The following is a 16,305-nucleotide window of genomic DNA, read 5'->3' as shown; positions in this document are numbered from 1 at the left end:
TGTGCTGAATTTGGAGAGGAAATTGGCTCAGAATGACTTCTCGGGCCTGGACGGGTTTGACCGGGCGATTCTGGCGGCAATGGCGGCCGATGGGCGCATCACGGTAACGGATCTTGCACGCAAGGTTGGCCTGTCGAAAAGCCCGACGCAAGCCCGCCTGCGCAGGCTGGAGGCCGAGGGTTTTATCCTTGGCTACCGCGCCATACTTGATCCGATCCGCCTGGGCCTTGACCACGTCGCTTTCGTCGAGGTGCGCCTGACAGATACCCGAGAGGCCGCGCTCGCCGCGTTCAACGCCGCCGTGGCCCGCATTCCCGAGATTGAGCAAGCGCATCTGATCGCGGGAAATTTCGACTACCTGCTGAAGGTGCGGGTTCAGGATATGCCTGCCTATCGTCGCGTTCTGGCCGAAAAAATCTCGCCGTTGCCATATATCTCCTCGACCTCGACCTATGTTGCGATGCAGTCGGTCAAAGAGGGCGATCTCGCCGATGTGACTTGACGCAAGGCTGTGCGCGCGCACGATAGGCGGATGATACGCGCCTGCCTGACCGCCCTTGCTCTTACCTCCACGTCTGCGCTGGCGCAGTCCTGCCCGCCCGCACCAGATCATTCAGAACGTCTGGCTCAGCTTATCGCCGAGGCGCAATCCGCGCCGACGGAGATGGATGGACGCCTGGCATCAAACAAGATGTGGGATCTTTGGGCTGATGCGCCTGACGAGACTGCACAGGAAATCCTGGATAGCGGGTTGCGCAAACGCCGAGCCTTTGACCTGCTTGGCGCGCGCGCGGATTTTGACAGGTTGATCGATTACTGCCCTGACTATGCCGAGGGCTACAATCAACGCGCGTTCGTCAACTTCATCAGGCAGGATTACGAGATCGCCTTGCAGGATCTGGACCGTGCGCTGAACAGGTCGCCAAACCACGTCGCCGCTCTGGCGGGCAAGGCGCTGACGTTGATCGGGCTGAAACGTCAAGACGAGGCGCAGACCGTGTTGCGACAGGCCCTGTCGTTGAACCCGTGGCTGGCTGAACGCCAGTTTTTGACGGAACCGGATGGCCAGGAGCTTTGACCGTAGAAGAACTGCGTCAAACCGCATTGTTTTCGCCGCGCGCCCCCGCTAGGAAAGCGTAACATCAGCTTTGTGCGGGCGTGATGGAATGGTAGACATATGGCACTTAAAATGCTTGGGGCGAAAGCCCGTGCCGGTTCGAGTCCGGCCGCCCGCACCATTTCACATTTGTCGATGTGAAATCCACCTAACGCCTTGAACGGCAATGACGTTTTTGGTGTTCGATAACCCTGATTCCGATCATAGGTGAGTGGGTCTGCAAAGGCCAATCTCAGGACCGTTCTCTTGAGAGTCAGGCTTCCAATATCCCATATTTTGCAAGGGTTTGAGAGAAATCTCCAAGCGTGTTCGAACATATCATCGAACCGTCCCGCAGGCGGGGCAACATTTTCGAGTTTTTCAGCCAGAAGCAGTTTTTTCTGCTCCAACTGCTCAATCTTCTTTTCATAGGCAATGACGACCTTGTCGTTGCTGGCATCCACGATCCGCTCTAGCAATGTGTCCGTCTGCTTCTCTAACGCCTTGAGATCACGCTTGAGCGTCTGTTCATCGCCATGAGAGCGAGCCTGAAGCATCTCCCAAGCATCCTTCAGCATGGCATGTGCGAGATCACGTAACGGCTGGGCTGGTTGCATTGATTTGAGAATATCCACGAAGCCGTCTTCGATATCAGCGCGCCGCAATGACTTGCGGTAGCTAGCGCAGCCCTTCGTATCGCAAAGATAGTACGGATAGGTTTTGCGTGAGCCTTTCGACCAGCAGGAAGTCATCGGCTTGTCGCAATCAGCGCAGTTCACAAAGCCGCGCAGCGGGAAGTCTTCTGCAATGTCTTTTCTGAACGGGGCCTTGGATTTTTCATGCAGGCGGTCTTGCACCTTCTTCCATGTTTCAAGGCTGATCAGCGGCTCATGATGACCTTTGCGCAGGGTAATTCCCCACTTCTTCACCTCGATATATCCGGCATAGGTTGGACGGCTCAGATATTCTACGACGCGCTGCGCGCGGATCTCACCGTTTGGCAAACATTTGGGAAAGGCGGGCTGAGCTTCAAGGAACCTCTTCACTTCAGCTTGCGATGCAAAGCGCCCCGAGGCAAAGCCTTCGAAGGCTTCCTTCACGATAGAGGCGAGCGGTTCATTTCTGACCAGCAGCTTGCCATGACCTGCAACCTTCTCATAGCGATAGCCAACAGGTGGATAAAAGCACCAATAGCCGCCCATCGTTCTGGCCCGCATGCGATTGCGGGTTTGCTCGCCGTTCTTTTCACGTTGATGCTGGGCAACCGAAGCCAGCAGGTTCTCCACAAGGATAGAGTCCGAGTCCTCACCAAATTCGATTGACGGGCTTTCAAGAATGCCGCCAGCAATGCCAATGTCAGTTCTAAGTTTGAGATGCGCCTCTAGTCCCCGTGCAAGCCGGGAAATGTCATCGATAATAACGACATGCGGATTTTTACGCTGCTTGCGCAAAAATGACAGCATATCGCTCATACCCGGACGGGAGGCATGTGATCCAGACATATCGTCTGAGAACACAGCCATAACCTCATAGCCCTTGTACTTCGCGTATTCGCGGCACCGCGTTTCCTGCGAGCTGAGACCATTGCCTTCAGTGGTTTGCTTGATGCTGGACACACGGGCGTAGACAACGGCCTGCTTGTGTCTGTTTGGTTTGATGGCACTTTCGCTCATGGTTGCTCCTTGCTTGGCTCGGGGTCAGGGGGTGCAACTGTTTCATGCGCTGTATCTTCAAGGATGAGATATTCTAGCACATCATCCATGCCGTGGTCACTTGACGCTGTGAACTTTTCCCCAGCTTTCAGAGAGAAACCAAACTCCGCAAAGGCGTACATGATCTGCCAAAGGGCAAGCAGGCATTCTTTGCGCTGCGCTGCGCTCAGGTCCTCCCCTTCAAGATAGTGGCCGTATTTTTTAAGCAGGCGTTCTTCCAGCGATGGCGGCTCACCACCAGATGATGGCGCTGTGATGTCTTTTGGATGTTCGGTCATAGTAAGTCCTTTCTTAGGTTATTCTTTTTCCCCTCGTTGCTTTTTTGCGTTCAGAAACGGACGCCGCCCACACAAGGCTGGGCGACCGTTTCGGTTCTTGCGTCATCTTTGAAAACGTTCAGGAACGTGTTTTGTGGACTGATTCTCAACGCGCCGTTCAATGGCATGCTCACGGTTTCGCTCACGGATTTCTCCGTGCGCCTCACGGGCAAGTTCTGCAACGCGCAGCAACTCTCCGGCAGAGAAGGAATTTGTCTCCTTCAACTTGCCGTCACGGTCTTCATAGACCTTAGCTAGGCTGACCGTGTAGTAGCTGCCTTTGTCATTTTCATTCAGCCACAAACTGGCTTTCAGCCGTCCATCGCGCAGGGTTTCAATAGGTGAATTGGGCACAGTTTCTCTGTCCATGGAATCACTCCTTCCTTGGTTTGGGGTTCAGTAACTAAAGATGTGCGTTCTGTTCGGCTCGCTGGCAGTCATGCCATTATCAAGCAAGAACGAATAGTGAACATATCAGATTCAGATAGTGAGTTTCAAGAAAAACTTATTTCCTTTCAGTAGATTAGATCATGCTCATATTGATCGATCCGTTGCCCTCCTGAAGGTGGGCGAAAGGCTGGGACTGTCTTTTGGCGTATCCCGCATCTTGAAAAACGCCTCCCGACTGACCGGCTTGTCGGTCTCGATTTTTAGTTGCTGATTAACGCTCTTAATGCGTCGGTCCCAGGTTCGCTCTTCCGCAGCGGCTATGCGTTCCTGTAGTGATTTCGCGACGTGCGACTCTCGAAAACTTTTGCCGAGTTCTTGGGCCCGATCCTCGTAAGAGTCCTGATTACCATAAGGCGTCGGCTGATACCTGGGCCGAAGATCGAGATGACGATTGATATAACCAGTTTCGGCACGGACCAAGCGTCCGTCCAACTCACTGACCCTTTGCTCGGCGGCCAGGAAAGCCAGTTCATGAGTTTGCCGCGCAGCCTTGTCCTGTATTTGAGAAATTCGAAATTTCAGAAGCTCGCTTTGCGAAATTTGCGTCCCGCTTTGAAACTCGGGTACGATTCCATTTTTAGGAGAATTTAGAGACATGACACAAAACCCCGATGAGATTGATTTACACAGCTTTTGCAAAAGTGAAATTGAGGCCCTTTGCGAAAGGGCGAAGGAGGCAGGCGTATCCAACCGCGTATTTTATAATTTCTTGCTGGATGTGAGCGTTCTTGAGGCAGTCAAGGGCGGGCCATCGAAATACTTCGATCATATGCTCTGGATGCAGGAACATGGCCGGGAGCTTTTGAAGGATTTCGAGGATAGCTATCGTGACCAACTGGATTTTTCCGCCCTTTGCGAAGGCCGCGAAGTTTGGAAGCCGGTCGACGATGCCTGATCTTTGGAAGCCTTTCGTCAACATGGGCGATATCCCTCAATGTAGGACCAGAGGCCGCTCTTATATTGCGGCAGGTGGGCAAGGGGCTCGGCAACAGGTTCCACAATGACTTTGCGGCGGCGCATCCCCCAGAAGGTCTGCACAAAAACGCTGTCTAGCGGCGGATGATAAGGGTTTGGATGGAAAGAACCTGCCATCGAAGATTGCTCCCAATAGGGAATGCGCGTCGCGCAAAGAGGTCCAGGCAGGTCGTCGGAAAACAGGTACATTAGGTCTCTAGGCGTGCGCATGACCTCATCAGGATTACGGAGCATCCGGCGTTGCTTTATCAGATGCGCTGATGCTTCCGATGCCTCTTGCATCGCGGCGATTGAGTAAAACGGGTCTACGCCCAAACTTTCTCGCAAATATATCAGAGACGACGCATCAAAGAAGGGTTGTTGGAAAAGGTTACTTCGGAGTCTGGTCGATTTCTTGTCTCGCGGAGCTTTCAAAGTTCGGCTTTTCGAAGAGCAATATTTCGTTTCGACTTTGAAACTTCCGGCCTATTCAAAATAACCTGCGCCTACTGCAACTATGATATCAACGCCGCAAATCTTTCTGACATTCCGTCTACGCTTTTTTACGAAGGTTTTCTTATTCCAATTCCGAAAAAGTCTGTGGATGGGGGAGAGGAAGCGAGTGCCTTTGGGATGAGTTCAGATAGTATTTTCTGCTGGACAAAGCTGTTTCGCCCACAATTCAGAGGAAGCATATTGAACGGCTTAGCTGATGGATTAGTCGAATACTCTCTAATTACAATGTCAGGAACTAAGGATCAACGAACAAGAATAGAAATTAAACCTCCAAATACCTTAGTATCCCCATCAGACTCCTATGAGTTTCAAGACAATAGATTTCAATCTTCTTCGTTAAACAGTTCAAGCCAACATGCAAACTTTGTAACATTTCAGCGTCCTTTGGGAAAAACTGATTTTCTTGAATTAATTTTCGAAAAAGGTTACAAAGGATACATATATTAATGAATACTGATGCCATTGTGAAAACCAAAGAGGATAACAATCCGCCAAATATATTCAATGCAGCGCAAAATAATGATGTGGCGGAGCTTCTGGCTGCGCTTGCTGATGGCCAAAGGCTTGATGAGCAGAGTGCAATGTTTCTCATGATGACACCCGTCCACGTGGCAGCAGGTAGGCACAGCAATGAATTTCTTGGTGCAGCCTCGCAACATGAATCCTTCAATCCGTGGCTCCGAGACGATAATATGCGTGTTGCTATTGACCATGCCACCGCAACAAACAATGTCCGAGGACACGGAATACTCCATGAGACGATGTACGCAGTGCTTGATGATCAGGATCACAGCATCGATTATTCTGACAACGAACCAAGTCCATTTTTCCCATAGCTGTTAGGTTCATCCAATGGTTCGTGACCCAGTCTTGGTCCAGTGAATCGCTGATTGATCATTCTTCGTTTCCGACTTAGTGCAGACCGCAAGATGTGTGTTGTACTACAACACCCTCTTGGCAAGGGGCCCGCTGCGCGCCCCCGTTGCATCCCCCCGGCATTGGCTCTTTCTGGGCGTTGAACCCATTCAGAGCCAGCAGACCGTATCACCGGTCAAACACTCGCAGGGCTTGGAGACGTCCCTCTCCACCTCCACCGAACCATGGATCAAAGGGCGTATCGCCGCCCCTTGAAACCCACTCGCAAGGAGACTTCGTTTCTCCCCTGCACCCCATCGACTTGGAGGGCGTTCCTGCCCCCAAGACCCCAGACCATTTCATGGTGCCAACTTCATCGAGACCAAGCAAAGGAGCTTTCGCGCTGCCCTTCCTCGGTACCTTCCCATCGACCTTGGGTGTTAAGACCCAATCCGCATTCACAATCGGCACTTCAGAATCGGGAATAGGTCAACTGTTGTGGATAACTTCCGGATAGCGACTGGCTTCAGTCACCTACTATGCTAAGCTCTGGTTTTGAGGGTGAAATCTCCTGCAGCGGCAACATGGCACATGCTGTTACTCGCCTAAAATTTCGCCATGAACAAGATCGATACTGAGAGTAAAATGAATCTAGCAGCCCACAACAAACTCGTCTCCTTTATCTGGTCAATTGCCGACGACTGCCTTCGCGACGTTTACGTACGCGGCAAATATCGCGACGTAATCTTGCCTATGGTGGTGCTTCGTCGTCTTGATACGCTGTTGGAACCCACCAAAGAAGCCGTCTTGGAAGAGGTCGAATTCCAGCGCGGCGAGATGCACTCGGTTGAGTTGGACAACGAGCCACTTAAATCCGCCTCCGGATATGTATTCTACAACACGAGTAAGTGGACACTTCAAAAGCTTCAAAGTACCGCAACAAACAACCAGCAAATTCTTCTTGCGAATGTCGAAGAATATCTCGGCGGCTTCAGCGACAACGTCAAAGAAATTGTTGAACGATTTAAACTTCGTGATCAGATGCGCCACATGGCCAGCAAGGACGTGCTGCTGGACGTGCTTGAGAAATTTGTTTCTCCAAAAATCAACCTGACGCCCTATGACCGCGAAGACCCCGACGGCAATCAATTGCCTGGTCTCTCTAACCTTGGGATGGGTTACGTTTTCGAGGAACTGATCCGCAAGTTCAATGAAGAAAACAACGAGGAAGCTGGAGAGCACTTCACGCCGCGTGAGGTGATCCACCTCATGACTCACCTCATTTTCGATTCAATCAAAGACCGCTTGCCGCCGGTCATGACGATCTACGATCCAGCATGCGGCAGTGGCGGCATGCTGACAGAATCTCAAAACTACATCACAGATGTTGAAGGTGCGATCCGCGCCACCGGCGATGTTTATCTCTACGGCAAGGAAATCAACGACGAGACCTACGCGATCTGTAAATCGGACATGATGATCAAGGGGAACAACCCCGAGAACATCAAAGTCGGCTCGACGCTTTCAACAGATGAATTTGCAGGTAGCCGGTTCGATTTCATGTTGTCCAACCCGCCTTACGGCAAAAGTTGGAACAGCGAACTGAAATATATAAAGGACGGCAATGACGTCATCGACCCGCGCTTCAAGGTCGACCTAACCGATTACTGGGGTACTAAGGAAACCAAAGACGCCACGCCACGCTCCAGCGACGGCCAGTTGCTGTTCCTCATGGAAATGGTGGGCAAGATGAAATCCACCAAGGACAGCGCCGTCGGCGCGCGCATTGCATCGGTGCACAACGGTTCCAGCCTGTTCACCGGTGACGCGGGCAGCGGCGAGTCCAATATCCGCCGCCACATCATCGAAAACGACATGCTCGACACCATCATACAACTGCCGAACAACCTGTTCTACAACACCGGCATCACCACCTACATCTGGCTGCTGACCAACGCCAAACCAGCCGACAGGCAGGGCCGCGTGCAGTTGATCGATGCCAACCTGCTGTACCGCAAGCTGCGCAAGAACCTGGGTGACAAGAACTGCGAATTCGCGCCTGAACATATCGAGGCGATCACCACCGCCTACCTCGCCTTCCAGCCGGTCGAGCGGGCGCTGGATGCCAATGACGATCCCACCGGCATTGCCGTGCGGATATTCGACAACACCGATTTCGGCTATCACAAAGTAACCATCGAACGCCCCGACCGCCGCCGCGCCCAGTTCAGCGCTGAACGGCTGGCCCCCCTGCGGTTCGACAAAACCCTGCTCGAACCGATGGAGCATCTGTGGGAAACCCATGGCGAGGCGGTCTATGAAGCGGGCTTTCTGAAAGCGCAGGCCAAGCCGATCATGGTCTGGTGCGAAGAACAAGGCATCACACTGAACGCCAAGGCCCGCGCCAAGCTGATCGATACCGCCAACTGGAAACGCCTGCGCGCATTGCTGAATCACGGCAACGCGCTGATGCAGGCCATAGGCACCGAGGAAACCGCCGATTACAGTGCCTTCTGTGACCGCGTGAACAAGGTGCTGAAGGCACGCAAGATCAAACTGTCGGCGACCGAGAAGAACGCGATCCTGAATGCCGTCAGCTGGTATGCCGAGGACGCCGAAAAGGTCATCGCCAAACGGGCCAAAATGACAGAACAGGACCTGGACGAGCTGACCGCGCATCTGAGCTGCGAGGTGGGCGATCTGGCGGATTTCGGCTATTATCGGCAGGCGGATGGCAGCTGGCTGACCTACGCCCCCAACACCGACCTGCGTGATGCTGAGTCTGTGCCGCTGAAAGACAGCATCCACCGCTATTTCCGGGCCGAGGTGAAGCCCCATGTCGAAGAGGCCTGGATCAATCTCGACACGGTCAAGATCGGGTATGAGATCAGCTTCAACAAGTACTTCTACCGCCACAAACCCCTGCGCGGCTTGGATAAAGTGACGGCAGATATTCTGGCGCTGGAACAGCAGGCGGACGGGCTGATCTCAGATATTCTGGGTGTGCCGGTAGCGGCGCTGTCGGAGGTCGAATGATGGAAGCCACTTATCCTGCGCATGAAAGCTACAAGCCATCAGGCTACGACTGGGTGGGCAACGTTCCATCACATTGGGGTGTTGAAAAGCTCGGAACCAGTCTGAGGTCCGTTTCGGAAAAGAACCGGCCAGATCTTCCCCTTCTTTCCATCACCCGTGAACTAGGGGTTATTGAACGCGACCTCGACGACGAGGAAAGCAACCACAACTTCATTCCTGACGACCTGAGCGGCTATAAGGTGTTGCGCGCTGGGCAGTTCGGCATGAACAAAATGAAGGCTTGGCAGGGATCATATGGCGTTTCGCAACACACCGGCATCGTCAGCCCCGCCTACTTCATTTTCGATTTCACCAAGGAAATTGATCCAGATTTCTTTAACCGTGCGATCCGGAGCAAACTGTATGTCTCATATTTCGGATCGGCATCAGATGGCGTGCGCATTGGACAGTGGGATTTGAACAAGGCACGGATGAGGGAAATCCCGCTCTTGGTCCCACCACTTCCAGAACAGCGCGCCATCGCGGCGTTCCTTGATGACAAATGCGCCAAGATCGACGACGCGGCGAAGATCAAGGAAGGCCAGATCGCGCTGCTGCATGAGCGGCGGCAGATCATCATTCAGGACGCCGTCACCCGCGGCCTGAACCCCGCCGCCCCGATGAAGGACAGCGGCATCGACTGGATCAGCCAAATCCCCGCGCATTGGGAGATCAAGAAGGTCAAACACTTTGGTAGGAACCGCAGCGGCGATGGCGTGACCAATAGCCAACTTACCGACGAAGGCGTTTACGAAGTTTGGGGCGGAAACGGCCTCATGGGCTTCTCAGACAAGTTCAACGTGGACGGTGATTACATCGTGATCGGCCGCGTCGGTGCCTATTGTGGCAATATTCGTCTCGCGAAAGGCAAACGCTGGGTAAGTGATAATGCATTGATCCTGAGAATATCCCGAGCCATCTCATCGCCGTTTCTGGCGCAAGCTTTACAAGCCGCAAATTTGAACAGATTGAACGAGAGCAATGCGCAGCCACTGATCACAGGTGGAAAGGTGTCAAACCTGTCCATCCCATTTCCACCGCTCGAAGAGCAGGATCAGATAGTTGATCATATCAAATGGAGTTCTCAGAAAATCGAAGATGGCATAGCGATCAAAGAAGCACAGATCACCGCGCTCAAGGAATACAAAACCAGCCTGATCAACGCGGCCGTCACCGGCAAGATCAAAGTCATTTAGGGGGTAGCATGGTCAGCAATACCAAGGAAATCGCACTCGAACAGGCCATTCAGAAGCATCTGACCGGCTGGACGAGTGAGGAGCTTGCTGGACAGCCACAGCCTGAGAGTGCGGGCAAGTATCGGATTGGCAACCCGCTGGATTTCAATGCTGAGTACGCACTTGATACCAAGCTATTCTGGCAGTTCCTACAAGAGACGCAAGGAAAGGAACTTGAGAAATTAAAGACCCGTAATCCGTCCGATTGGGACCGGAAAATCCTCGAACGCTTCGACCGCATGATAAAAAAGAACGGCGCGCTGCACCTTCTGAAGAAGGGTTTGCAGGTCGATGATGCCTTCTTCGTACTGATGTATCCCGCGCCGCTGGCCAGTTCTTCCGCCAAGGTGCATGAAAACTTTGGAGCAAACATATTCAGTGTGACGCGGCAACTGCGCTACTCTCAGGCCAACCCTTTGCAAGAGATCGATATGGTCCTCTTCCTGAATGGTTTGCCGCTGATCACTTTAGAGCTGAAGAACGCCTGGACAGGACAAACCGCGCGACATCACGGTCAGAAGCAATACCGTCAAGACCGCGATGCGACGCAGCCTTTGCTGCAGTTCGGACGCGCTCTTGTTCACATGGCCGTGGACACTGATGAAGTCTTTATGGCGACCAAGCTTTCGGGACAATCCACTTACTTTCTACCTTTCAACAAGGGGGACAACCACGGCGAGGGAAACCCGCCGAACCCAAACGGACACAAGACTGCATACCTTTGGGAAGAAGTGTTTGCTAAAGAAAGCCTTGCAGGGATCATCCAGCACTTCGCCCTGCTGGAGGGCAAAGCCGGTGATTCGCTCGCAAAGAAATCCCTGATTTTCCCTCGGTACCAACAGCTTGATGTGGTTCGGAAGTTACTAGATCACGCGGCCACGCATGGTGTTGGTCACAGCTACCTGATCCAACACTCAGCCGGTTCGGGCAAATCAAACTCGATTACGTGGAGCGCTTATCAACTTATAGAGGCGTACCCGAAGTCCAAGAAGGCGGCGGGCGGGCACGGCCTAGATGAGCCGCTCTTTGATTCCGTCATTGTCGTTACGGATCGGCGTCTGCTGGACAAGCAGCTTCGCGATAACATTCGCGACTTCTCGGAAGTGAAGAACATCGTCGCGCCAGCCTTTAAGTCATCTGATCTGAAGACCGCTTTGGAGAACGGCAAGAAGATCATCATCACGACAATCCAGAAGTTCCCCTTCATTATTGATGGAATTTCTGACCTCAGCGAGAAGCGCTTTGCAGTGATCATTGATGAAGCGCATAGTGGTCAGAGCGGTAGTGCCCATGACAACATGAACCGTGCAATGGGTGCGGACGGCGAAGATGCCGATACCGAGGACGCACAGGACAAAATTTTGAAGGCCATGCAAACGCGCAAGATGCGCGGCAATGCCTCGTACCTAGCCTTCACTGCCACCCCCAAGAACACGACGCTGGAGAAGTTCGGAGAGAAACAGGCTGATGGCAGTTTCGAGCCATTCCATCTCTACAGCATGAAGCAGGCCATCGAGGAAGGATTTATCCTCAACGTATTGGCCAACTACACGACTTACAAAAGCTATTACGAAATCCAAAAATCCATTCAAGACAACCCTGACTTCGACACCAAGAAAGCGCAGAAGAAACTGCGCGCGTACGTGGAGCGGAGCCAGCATACTATCGATACTAAGGCCGAGATCATGCTCGACCATTTCATCCCAAATGTGGTGAATGCCAAAAAGTTGCGGGGTCGTGCGAAGGGCATGATCATCACACAAAACATCGAAGCCGCGATACGGTACTATAAGGCGGCTACCAAGCTTCTTGAAGCACGCGGATGGCCGTTCAAGGCCCTTATCGCGTTCTCCGGTGACAAGACGGTAGACGGGATTTCATACTCGGAATCGGGGATCAACGGCTTCTCCGAGTCTGACACGCGGTTTTATTTTGATGGCTATGACCAAGACGGCAAGCCGATGAAGCTGAATGGCCAGAACGTCGAGGATACGTTCCGCCTTCTGATAGTTGCAAACAAATACTTGACCGGCTTCGACCAACCAAAATTGACAGCAATGTATGTGGACAAGAAGCTTCAGGGCGTATTGGCCGTGCAAGCGCTTTCTCGTCTCAACCGATCAGCGCCGAAGTTGGGCAAACGGACAGAGGACTTGTTCGTTCTCGATTTCTTCAATCCGGTGGAAGATATAAAGACCGCATTCGATCCGTTCTACACCGCAACCAGCCTGTCTGGGGCTACAGACGTAAATGTCCTGCATGAACTCAAGGCGAATCTGGATGACGTTGGCGTTTACGAATGGCACGAAGTTGAAGATTTCGTCGCTCGTTATTTCAATGGTGAAGACGCGCAGCAATTGAGCCCAATCATCGACACCGTCGCTGCGCGCTTTAACACTGGACTTGAACTTGAAAATCCGGCGAAAATTGATTTCAAGATCAAGGTGAAGCAGTTCGTAAAAATCTACGGGCAAATGGCTTCTATTATGCCGTTCGAGGTCATCGAATGGGAGAAGCTATTCTGGCTTTTGAAATTCTTGGTTCCAAAGCTCATTATCAAAGACCCTAATCAGGATACACTTGACGAGCTACTTGAGGCCGTCGATCTCTCAACCTACGGCCTAGAACGAGTCAAGCTGAGCCACAACATTGGCCTTGATGCTTCGGAGGCCGAGGTCGAACCACAAAACCCTAACCCACGGGGCTATCGCGAAGGAGAGATCGAAAAAGACCCTCTTGATGAAATTATCAGCAGCTTTAATGAACGCTGGTTTCAGGGCTGGAGTGCAACACCAGAAGAACAGCGCGTCAAATTCGTAAACATTGCAGACAGCGTCCGCGAGCATCCAGATTTCGAGTCAAAGTATGAGAACAATCCCGACCCTCAAAACCGAGGTCTAGCTTTCGAAAAAATGCTCCGCGAAGTTATGTTGAAGCGTCGAAAAGACGAATTAGAGCTCTATAAGCTCTTCGCTGGCGATCCTGCTTTTAAGGCGGCATGGCAACAAAGCATGGAGCGAGTCATCAACGAAAAGAATGGGTAAGCTGCATGGCATCATTTGAAGACTGGAGCGACGATGAAGAGCACGATGTCAATGGAAACTCCTTGCACCTTCTGAGCTTGCGTGACGGACAGGATCAAGTAGCACACGACAAAACGATCGCCGTCGTACCCAATCACTACGCGCGCTCAGCGGACGTGGCGGACATTCTTGAAAAGCTTGGGAAAGAGGCTGCCGCAAAATACTTGAGAACCAAATTTCCAGCCAAGCAAAACTTACGTTCCGGCGACCTCGGTGAGATATTTGCTTCGGAATATATATCTGAGAAGACTGAATTCGAGGCTCCAATCAAGAAGCTTTGGTGGCGTGACCACCGCAACTGGCCGATGAAAGGCGATGACGTCATTGGCATACGTACAGCCGATCAAGGCCAAAATATCAAATTTCTAAAGGTTGAAGCAAAGAGTCAGAAAGACTTGTCGGAAAAAACTGTCTCAAAGGCCAGAGTCGCACTGGATGGTGACAACAGTTTTCCGGCACCTCATGCTCTCGCGTTTATCGCCGATAGACTTCAAGAAATTGGCGACGTCGAACTGTCAGACCAAGTGCGCCGTGCTCAGTTGCTGGACGGCATATCAGCTAATCAAGTGCAACATATGCTCTTCACGTTCAGCGGCAACGATCCGGACGCATTATTACGTGCCGACTTGGGAAATTACGCTGGACCGGTTACGCAATCTAGCATTGGCCTCAGAATTTCCTATCACCAGGATTTCATAAGAAGTATCTTTAAAGCAATTGGAGGCGACGATGAATCTTGAGGAGATTCAGAATCTTGTCTCCAGTGCAGTTGAACCCGGCTACAGGGGCAAGTTGTTGGCGCGCGGACAAGCCCGTGCCATGATTTGGCGTGACGGGCTTCTACCTGAGGGCGCGCCTGATTTCATTTCAACGCTCTCTTACGACCTGCTCAGCTATGGTCACTCTCTGCTGCTGCTCGGAATTCGGCTTCGTGAAGAAGGTGGCGATCAATCATTGATGCGCTCAGCTTTCGAACACGCTGGTGAAGCTATTGAAGCTGTCGTTTCAAAAGGTGATCCTGATGACCCTCGTAGAGGTTTTTTCAGATTGCTTGCGGCGTCTTCGTTCCACTTGGCGAGTTTATCGGCACGTGCTTTCTCTTTGCTTCATATGACCGCTGAGGATTTGAACCTGTCCCGCATGGAGCGTGGACTTGCGATGCTCATCCTCCGTGCTTTGGACGATCTTGAAGGCGAGATATTAACGTGGCGTCTTGGAGGAATGGGGTCGGAAGAAGCCATTATTGCCGACCTCGCCCAAGCCGAACAAGGTAGCAAAGCTCAAGCGGACTCTGACCCACTTTCTGATGCCTTAGATCGCGCCCTTTGTGATGCCTTCTACGGTGGTCTCGGAGCGTACATTCTCGCGCTGGAGACAGGGGCACCCGAACTCGTTGAACATGCGCGCGGTGAGCTTACGAAGGGTTTGGAGAGCGCGGCAACCTTAAACATGGTACCGCAGTGGTGGTGCTTTCGGATAGCTATTCATTTGCTTGATGATCTTTGGAATTCCAGCTTTCACGCAGTGCTTCCGCCAGATGTGATTGGCGAAGACAGTGCTTCTTGGGTCGAGCTTCGTTCACTCTTTATCACCTCACTCATCCGCCGGAAACGTTCAGAAATTGAACTTTGGCCTTCACAAATTGAGGGTGCACAGCGTTCTGTAGATGAAGTGTTACAATCATCTCTGTGGCAACGTTGCCTTCTTCGCCACAATGAGGATATCCAACACCTCTTAACTGGAACCTTGAAGGCGCGTGCAAACATCATCTGGGGGCAAACTACTGCACCACAGAGACGTGGCTACTTTCTCGCTGGCGTTGGACTGCATACGGGACAGCGGCTTGACGCGGTGGCTAAAAATGCCAATGACCTTCTTATTGCAGCCAATGCCGCCATACTGAACGGTGACCAAGAGAACTCTGTTTCTGCAATTGTAGGTTTGGCTGAAACAATTTTCGACATTTCACCTTTTATACCTGATCCTTTTCCAGACAACTGGCGAGAGGTCTTGAGTGCTTGGCTGCTGGGTCAACCCCTCTCACAACTGGCTAACGAAAATACCTCCAATATCCTGCGGTTCGTAGAGAATGGGCTCATCTACAAGTTACCTTGGGGAATTGACGCGATCCGGGTTCGGGCACAGGCCAACGGCGATACCTTTGGCGAGGAAGGAATGTTTACAATAGATGATTTCGAAGTAGGTCTTGCTGTACCTGCGATTGAAACTGGTACATTGAATGTAAGTGCCGCGACGCTGATGCAAGCTGGATTTAATTCAAGACAAGCTGCAATCAAAGTAGTCCATGATACCGACGCCACTTTCTTAAATTCGCATGATCTAAAAGAATGGTTAGATTCTGAATTAGTTCAAGAGCTTAACAATGATGACGGGTGGCCTACCCCGGAAAGTCGTGGCCTTTGGCTAGAGTTCATCACAGAATTTGTCCCCCCCGAGCGGTCCGTTTGGAAACGACAAGACGCTGTTATTTCGGTCAGTTGGATTGATACTGAACAAGCGCTACCGGAGGGATCGATTGTTCGGGTTATAAAAAGTGGAGCGCGCACGTTGATATTTTCGCCATCAATGAAGGCTATTGGTGAGGCTTATGACACTTTGGCTCGAACGCCTCGCGGTGTACTGATAGCCAAGACCACATCGAATTCCGGAAGTATTGCTCTGCGATATTTTGGACCAGAGCCATTGGCAGATCTGTTTGCCTAACTTTGCTTCACAGATAATGCTCAGAAACTACCTCTGAACTTGTGACTTGATGTATTCGCGCACTCTTCGAGTCGGGCTGTTGTGAACCGAGCCCGCCTGCGGCGATCTCGGCCATGCGGCTTCCATCCCTTGCGCATCATCGGCCAGCCATAATTGGCTGATACTTTTCTTCCATAAGATCGGGGCTTGCAGCGTATGCGCCGTCCCCGTCCCATTGATTTCTGCGGTTCCGTTGCACTGAGCCAACGGCGAGTTTCGTTCTGAGTATTCAGAAGGAGACGACGATGG

The 16,305-nt window shown here is 52.0% G+C and carries 15 protein-coding genes, 1 tRNA gene and 1 pseudogene; 11 read left to right on the top strand and 6 right to left on the bottom strand.

Annotated features, from left to right (window positions below; all coding sequences use genetic code 11):
* Positions 1–22: 22 nt before the first annotated feature.
* From B8991_RS17660 to B8991_RS17650, 3 genes are all read left to right on the top strand, one after another.
* A complete protein-coding gene (locus tag B8991_RS17660; protein WP_268876751.1) occupies positions 23–502 on the top strand; it encodes an Lrp/AsnC family transcriptional regulator in 480 nt (159 codons plus the stop codon).
* 30 nt (positions 503–532) lie between these two features.
* The gene (locus tag B8991_RS17655) at positions 533–1,078 is read left to right on the top strand and encodes a tetratricopeptide repeat protein (RefSeq protein WP_084354280.1); all 546 of its coding nucleotides are present in this window, start codon (positions 533–535) and stop codon (positions 1,076–1,078) included.
* Between the two features lie 74 nt (positions 1,079–1,152).
* Positions 1,153–1,238 (top strand) — tRNA-Leu (locus B8991_RS17650).
* 499 nt (positions 1,239–1,737) lie between these two features.
* Here B8991_RS17650 and B8991_RS17645 read toward each other — a convergent pair.
* The 4 genes and pseudogenes from B8991_RS17645 to B8991_RS17630 all read right to left on the bottom strand — a co-directional run.
* Positions 1,738–2,769 (bottom strand): annotated as a pseudogene (locus tag B8991_RS17645) (recombinase family protein); the annotation flags it as partial.
* Positions 2,766–3,086 (bottom strand): hypothetical protein, encoded by a 321-nt coding sequence (locus tag B8991_RS17640; protein WP_084354278.1) that lies wholly within the window; start codon positions 3,084–3,086, stop codon positions 2,766–2,768. The pseudogene B8991_RS17645 and the gene B8991_RS17640, both read right to left, overlap by 4 nt.
* Positions 3,087–3,188: 102 nt before the next feature.
* Positions 3,189–3,494 (bottom strand): hypothetical protein, encoded by a 306-nt coding sequence (locus B8991_RS17635; RefSeq protein WP_084354276.1) that lies wholly within the window; start codon positions 3,492–3,494, stop codon positions 3,189–3,191.
* Positions 3,495–3,659: 165 nt separating this feature from the next.
* Entirely contained in the window at positions 3,660–4,172 is a 513-nt protein-coding gene (locus tag B8991_RS17630) for a hypothetical protein (protein ID WP_084354274.1), read from the bottom strand.
* Here B8991_RS17630 and B8991_RS17625 point away from each other — a divergent pair.
* A complete protein-coding gene (locus B8991_RS17625; protein ID WP_084354272.1) occupies positions 4,171–4,470 on the top strand; it encodes a hypothetical protein in 300 nt (99 codons plus the stop codon). The two genes, B8991_RS17630 and B8991_RS17625, sit on opposite strands and share 2 nt — an antisense overlap.
* A 17-nt stretch (positions 4,471–4,487) precedes the next feature.
* Here the strand turns inward: B8991_RS17625 and B8991_RS17620 are convergent, their stop codons facing one another.
* Complete coding sequence (locus B8991_RS17620; protein ID WP_179141536.1) at positions 4,488–4,784, bottom strand: hypothetical protein; 297 nt, start codon at positions 4,782–4,784, stop codon at positions 4,488–4,490.
* Positions 4,785–4,910: 126 nt separating this feature from the next.
* Between B8991_RS17620 and B8991_RS21240 the strand changes: the two genes are divergently transcribed.
* From B8991_RS21240 to B8991_RS17590, 7 genes are all read left to right on the top strand, one after another.
* Positions 4,911–5,492, top strand: coding sequence for a hypothetical protein (locus B8991_RS21240; protein ID WP_143514656.1), 582 nt, complete (start codon positions 4,911–4,913; stop codon positions 5,490–5,492).
* Positions 5,492–5,881: a hypothetical protein gene (locus B8991_RS17615; protein WP_084354268.1), complete on the top strand. Its 390-nt coding sequence runs from the start codon at positions 5,492–5,494 to the stop codon at positions 5,879–5,881. The genes B8991_RS21240 and B8991_RS17615 overlap by 1 nt, the downstream gene beginning before the upstream one ends.
* Positions 5,882–6,518: 637 nt before the next feature.
* Positions 6,519–8,936 (top strand): type I restriction-modification system subunit M, encoded by a 2,418-nt coding sequence (locus B8991_RS17610; protein WP_235866680.1) that lies wholly within the window; start codon positions 6,519–6,521, stop codon positions 8,934–8,936.
* A complete protein-coding gene (locus B8991_RS17605; protein WP_218673251.1) occupies positions 8,933–10,171 on the top strand; it encodes a restriction endonuclease subunit S in 1,239 nt (412 codons plus the stop codon). The genes B8991_RS17610 and B8991_RS17605 overlap by 4 nt, the downstream gene beginning before the upstream one ends.
* Before the next feature lie 8 nt (positions 10,172–10,179).
* Positions 10,180–13,254, top strand: coding sequence for a type I restriction endonuclease subunit R (locus B8991_RS17600; protein ID WP_084354262.1), 3,075 nt, complete (start codon positions 10,180–10,182; stop codon positions 13,252–13,254).
* A 5-nt stretch (positions 13,255–13,259) separates the two neighbouring features.
* Complete coding sequence (locus B8991_RS17595; RefSeq protein ID WP_179141535.1) at positions 13,260–14,033, top strand: Hachiman antiphage defense system protein HamA; 774 nt, start codon at positions 13,260–13,262, stop codon at positions 14,031–14,033.
* Entirely contained in the window at positions 14,023–16,017 is a 1,995-nt protein-coding gene (locus tag B8991_RS17590) for a hypothetical protein (protein ID WP_084354259.1), read from the top strand. The genes B8991_RS17595 and B8991_RS17590 overlap by 11 nt, the downstream gene beginning before the upstream one ends.
* A 27-nt stretch (positions 16,018–16,044) precedes the next feature.
* Here the strand turns inward: B8991_RS17590 and B8991_RS21745 are convergent.
* The coding region (locus tag B8991_RS21745) for a hypothetical protein (protein WP_218673250.1) at positions 16,045–16,305 on the bottom strand (261 nt) is incomplete at its 5' end.

Origin of the sequence: Primorskyibacter flagellatus, assembly GCF_900176485.1 — a bacterium.
GTDB lineage: Bacteria > Pseudomonadota > Alphaproteobacteria > Rhodobacterales > Rhodobacteraceae > Primorskyibacter > Primorskyibacter flagellatus.
Note: the sequence above shows the minus strand (reverse complement) of the source record. Positions and strands in the feature narration are given on the sequence as shown.

What these genes read in the sequence shown, in the direction of transcription:
- B8991_RS17655 (WP_084354280.1), top strand. Translation starts at nt 533, where the DNA reads ATGATACGCGCCTGCCTGACCGCCCTTGCTCTTACCTCCACGTCTGCG.
- B8991_RS17640 (WP_084354278.1), bottom strand. Translation starts at nt 3,086, where the DNA reads ATGACCGAACATCCAAAAGACATCACAGCGCCATCATCTGGTGGTGAG.
- B8991_RS17635 (WP_084354276.1), bottom strand. Translation starts at nt 3,494, where the DNA reads ATGGACAGAGAAACTGTGCCCAATTCACCTATTGAAACCCTGCGCGAT.
- B8991_RS17625 (WP_084354272.1), top strand. Translation starts at nt 4,171, where the DNA reads ATGACACAAAACCCCGATGAGATTGATTTACACAGCTTTTGCAAAAGT.
- B8991_RS17630 (WP_084354274.1), bottom strand. Translation starts at nt 4,172, where the DNA reads ATGTCTCTAAATTCTCCTAAAAATGGAATCGTACCCGAGTTTCAAAGC.
- B8991_RS17620 (WP_179141536.1), bottom strand. Translation starts at nt 4,784, where the DNA reads ATGCTCCGTAATCCTGATGAGGTCATGCGCACGCCTAGAGACCTAATG.
- B8991_RS17615 (WP_084354268.1), top strand. Translation starts at nt 5,492, where the DNA reads ATGAATACTGATGCCATTGTGAAAACCAAAGAGGATAACAATCCGCCA.
- B8991_RS17610 (WP_235866680.1), top strand. Translation starts at nt 6,519, where the DNA reads ATGAACAAGATCGATACTGAGAGTAAAATGAATCTAGCAGCCCACAAC.
- B8991_RS17605 (WP_218673251.1), top strand. Translation starts at nt 8,933, where the DNA reads ATGATGGAAGCCACTTATCCTGCGCATGAAAGCTACAAGCCATCAGGC.
- B8991_RS17600 (WP_084354262.1), top strand. Translation starts at nt 10,180, where the DNA reads ATGGTCAGCAATACCAAGGAAATCGCACTCGAACAGGCCATTCAGAAG.
- B8991_RS17595 (WP_179141535.1), top strand. Translation starts at nt 13,260, where the DNA reads ATGGCATCATTTGAAGACTGGAGCGACGATGAAGAGCACGATGTCAAT.
- B8991_RS17590 (WP_084354259.1), top strand. Translation starts at nt 14,023, where the DNA reads ATGAATCTTGAGGAGATTCAGAATCTTGTCTCCAGTGCAGTTGAACCC.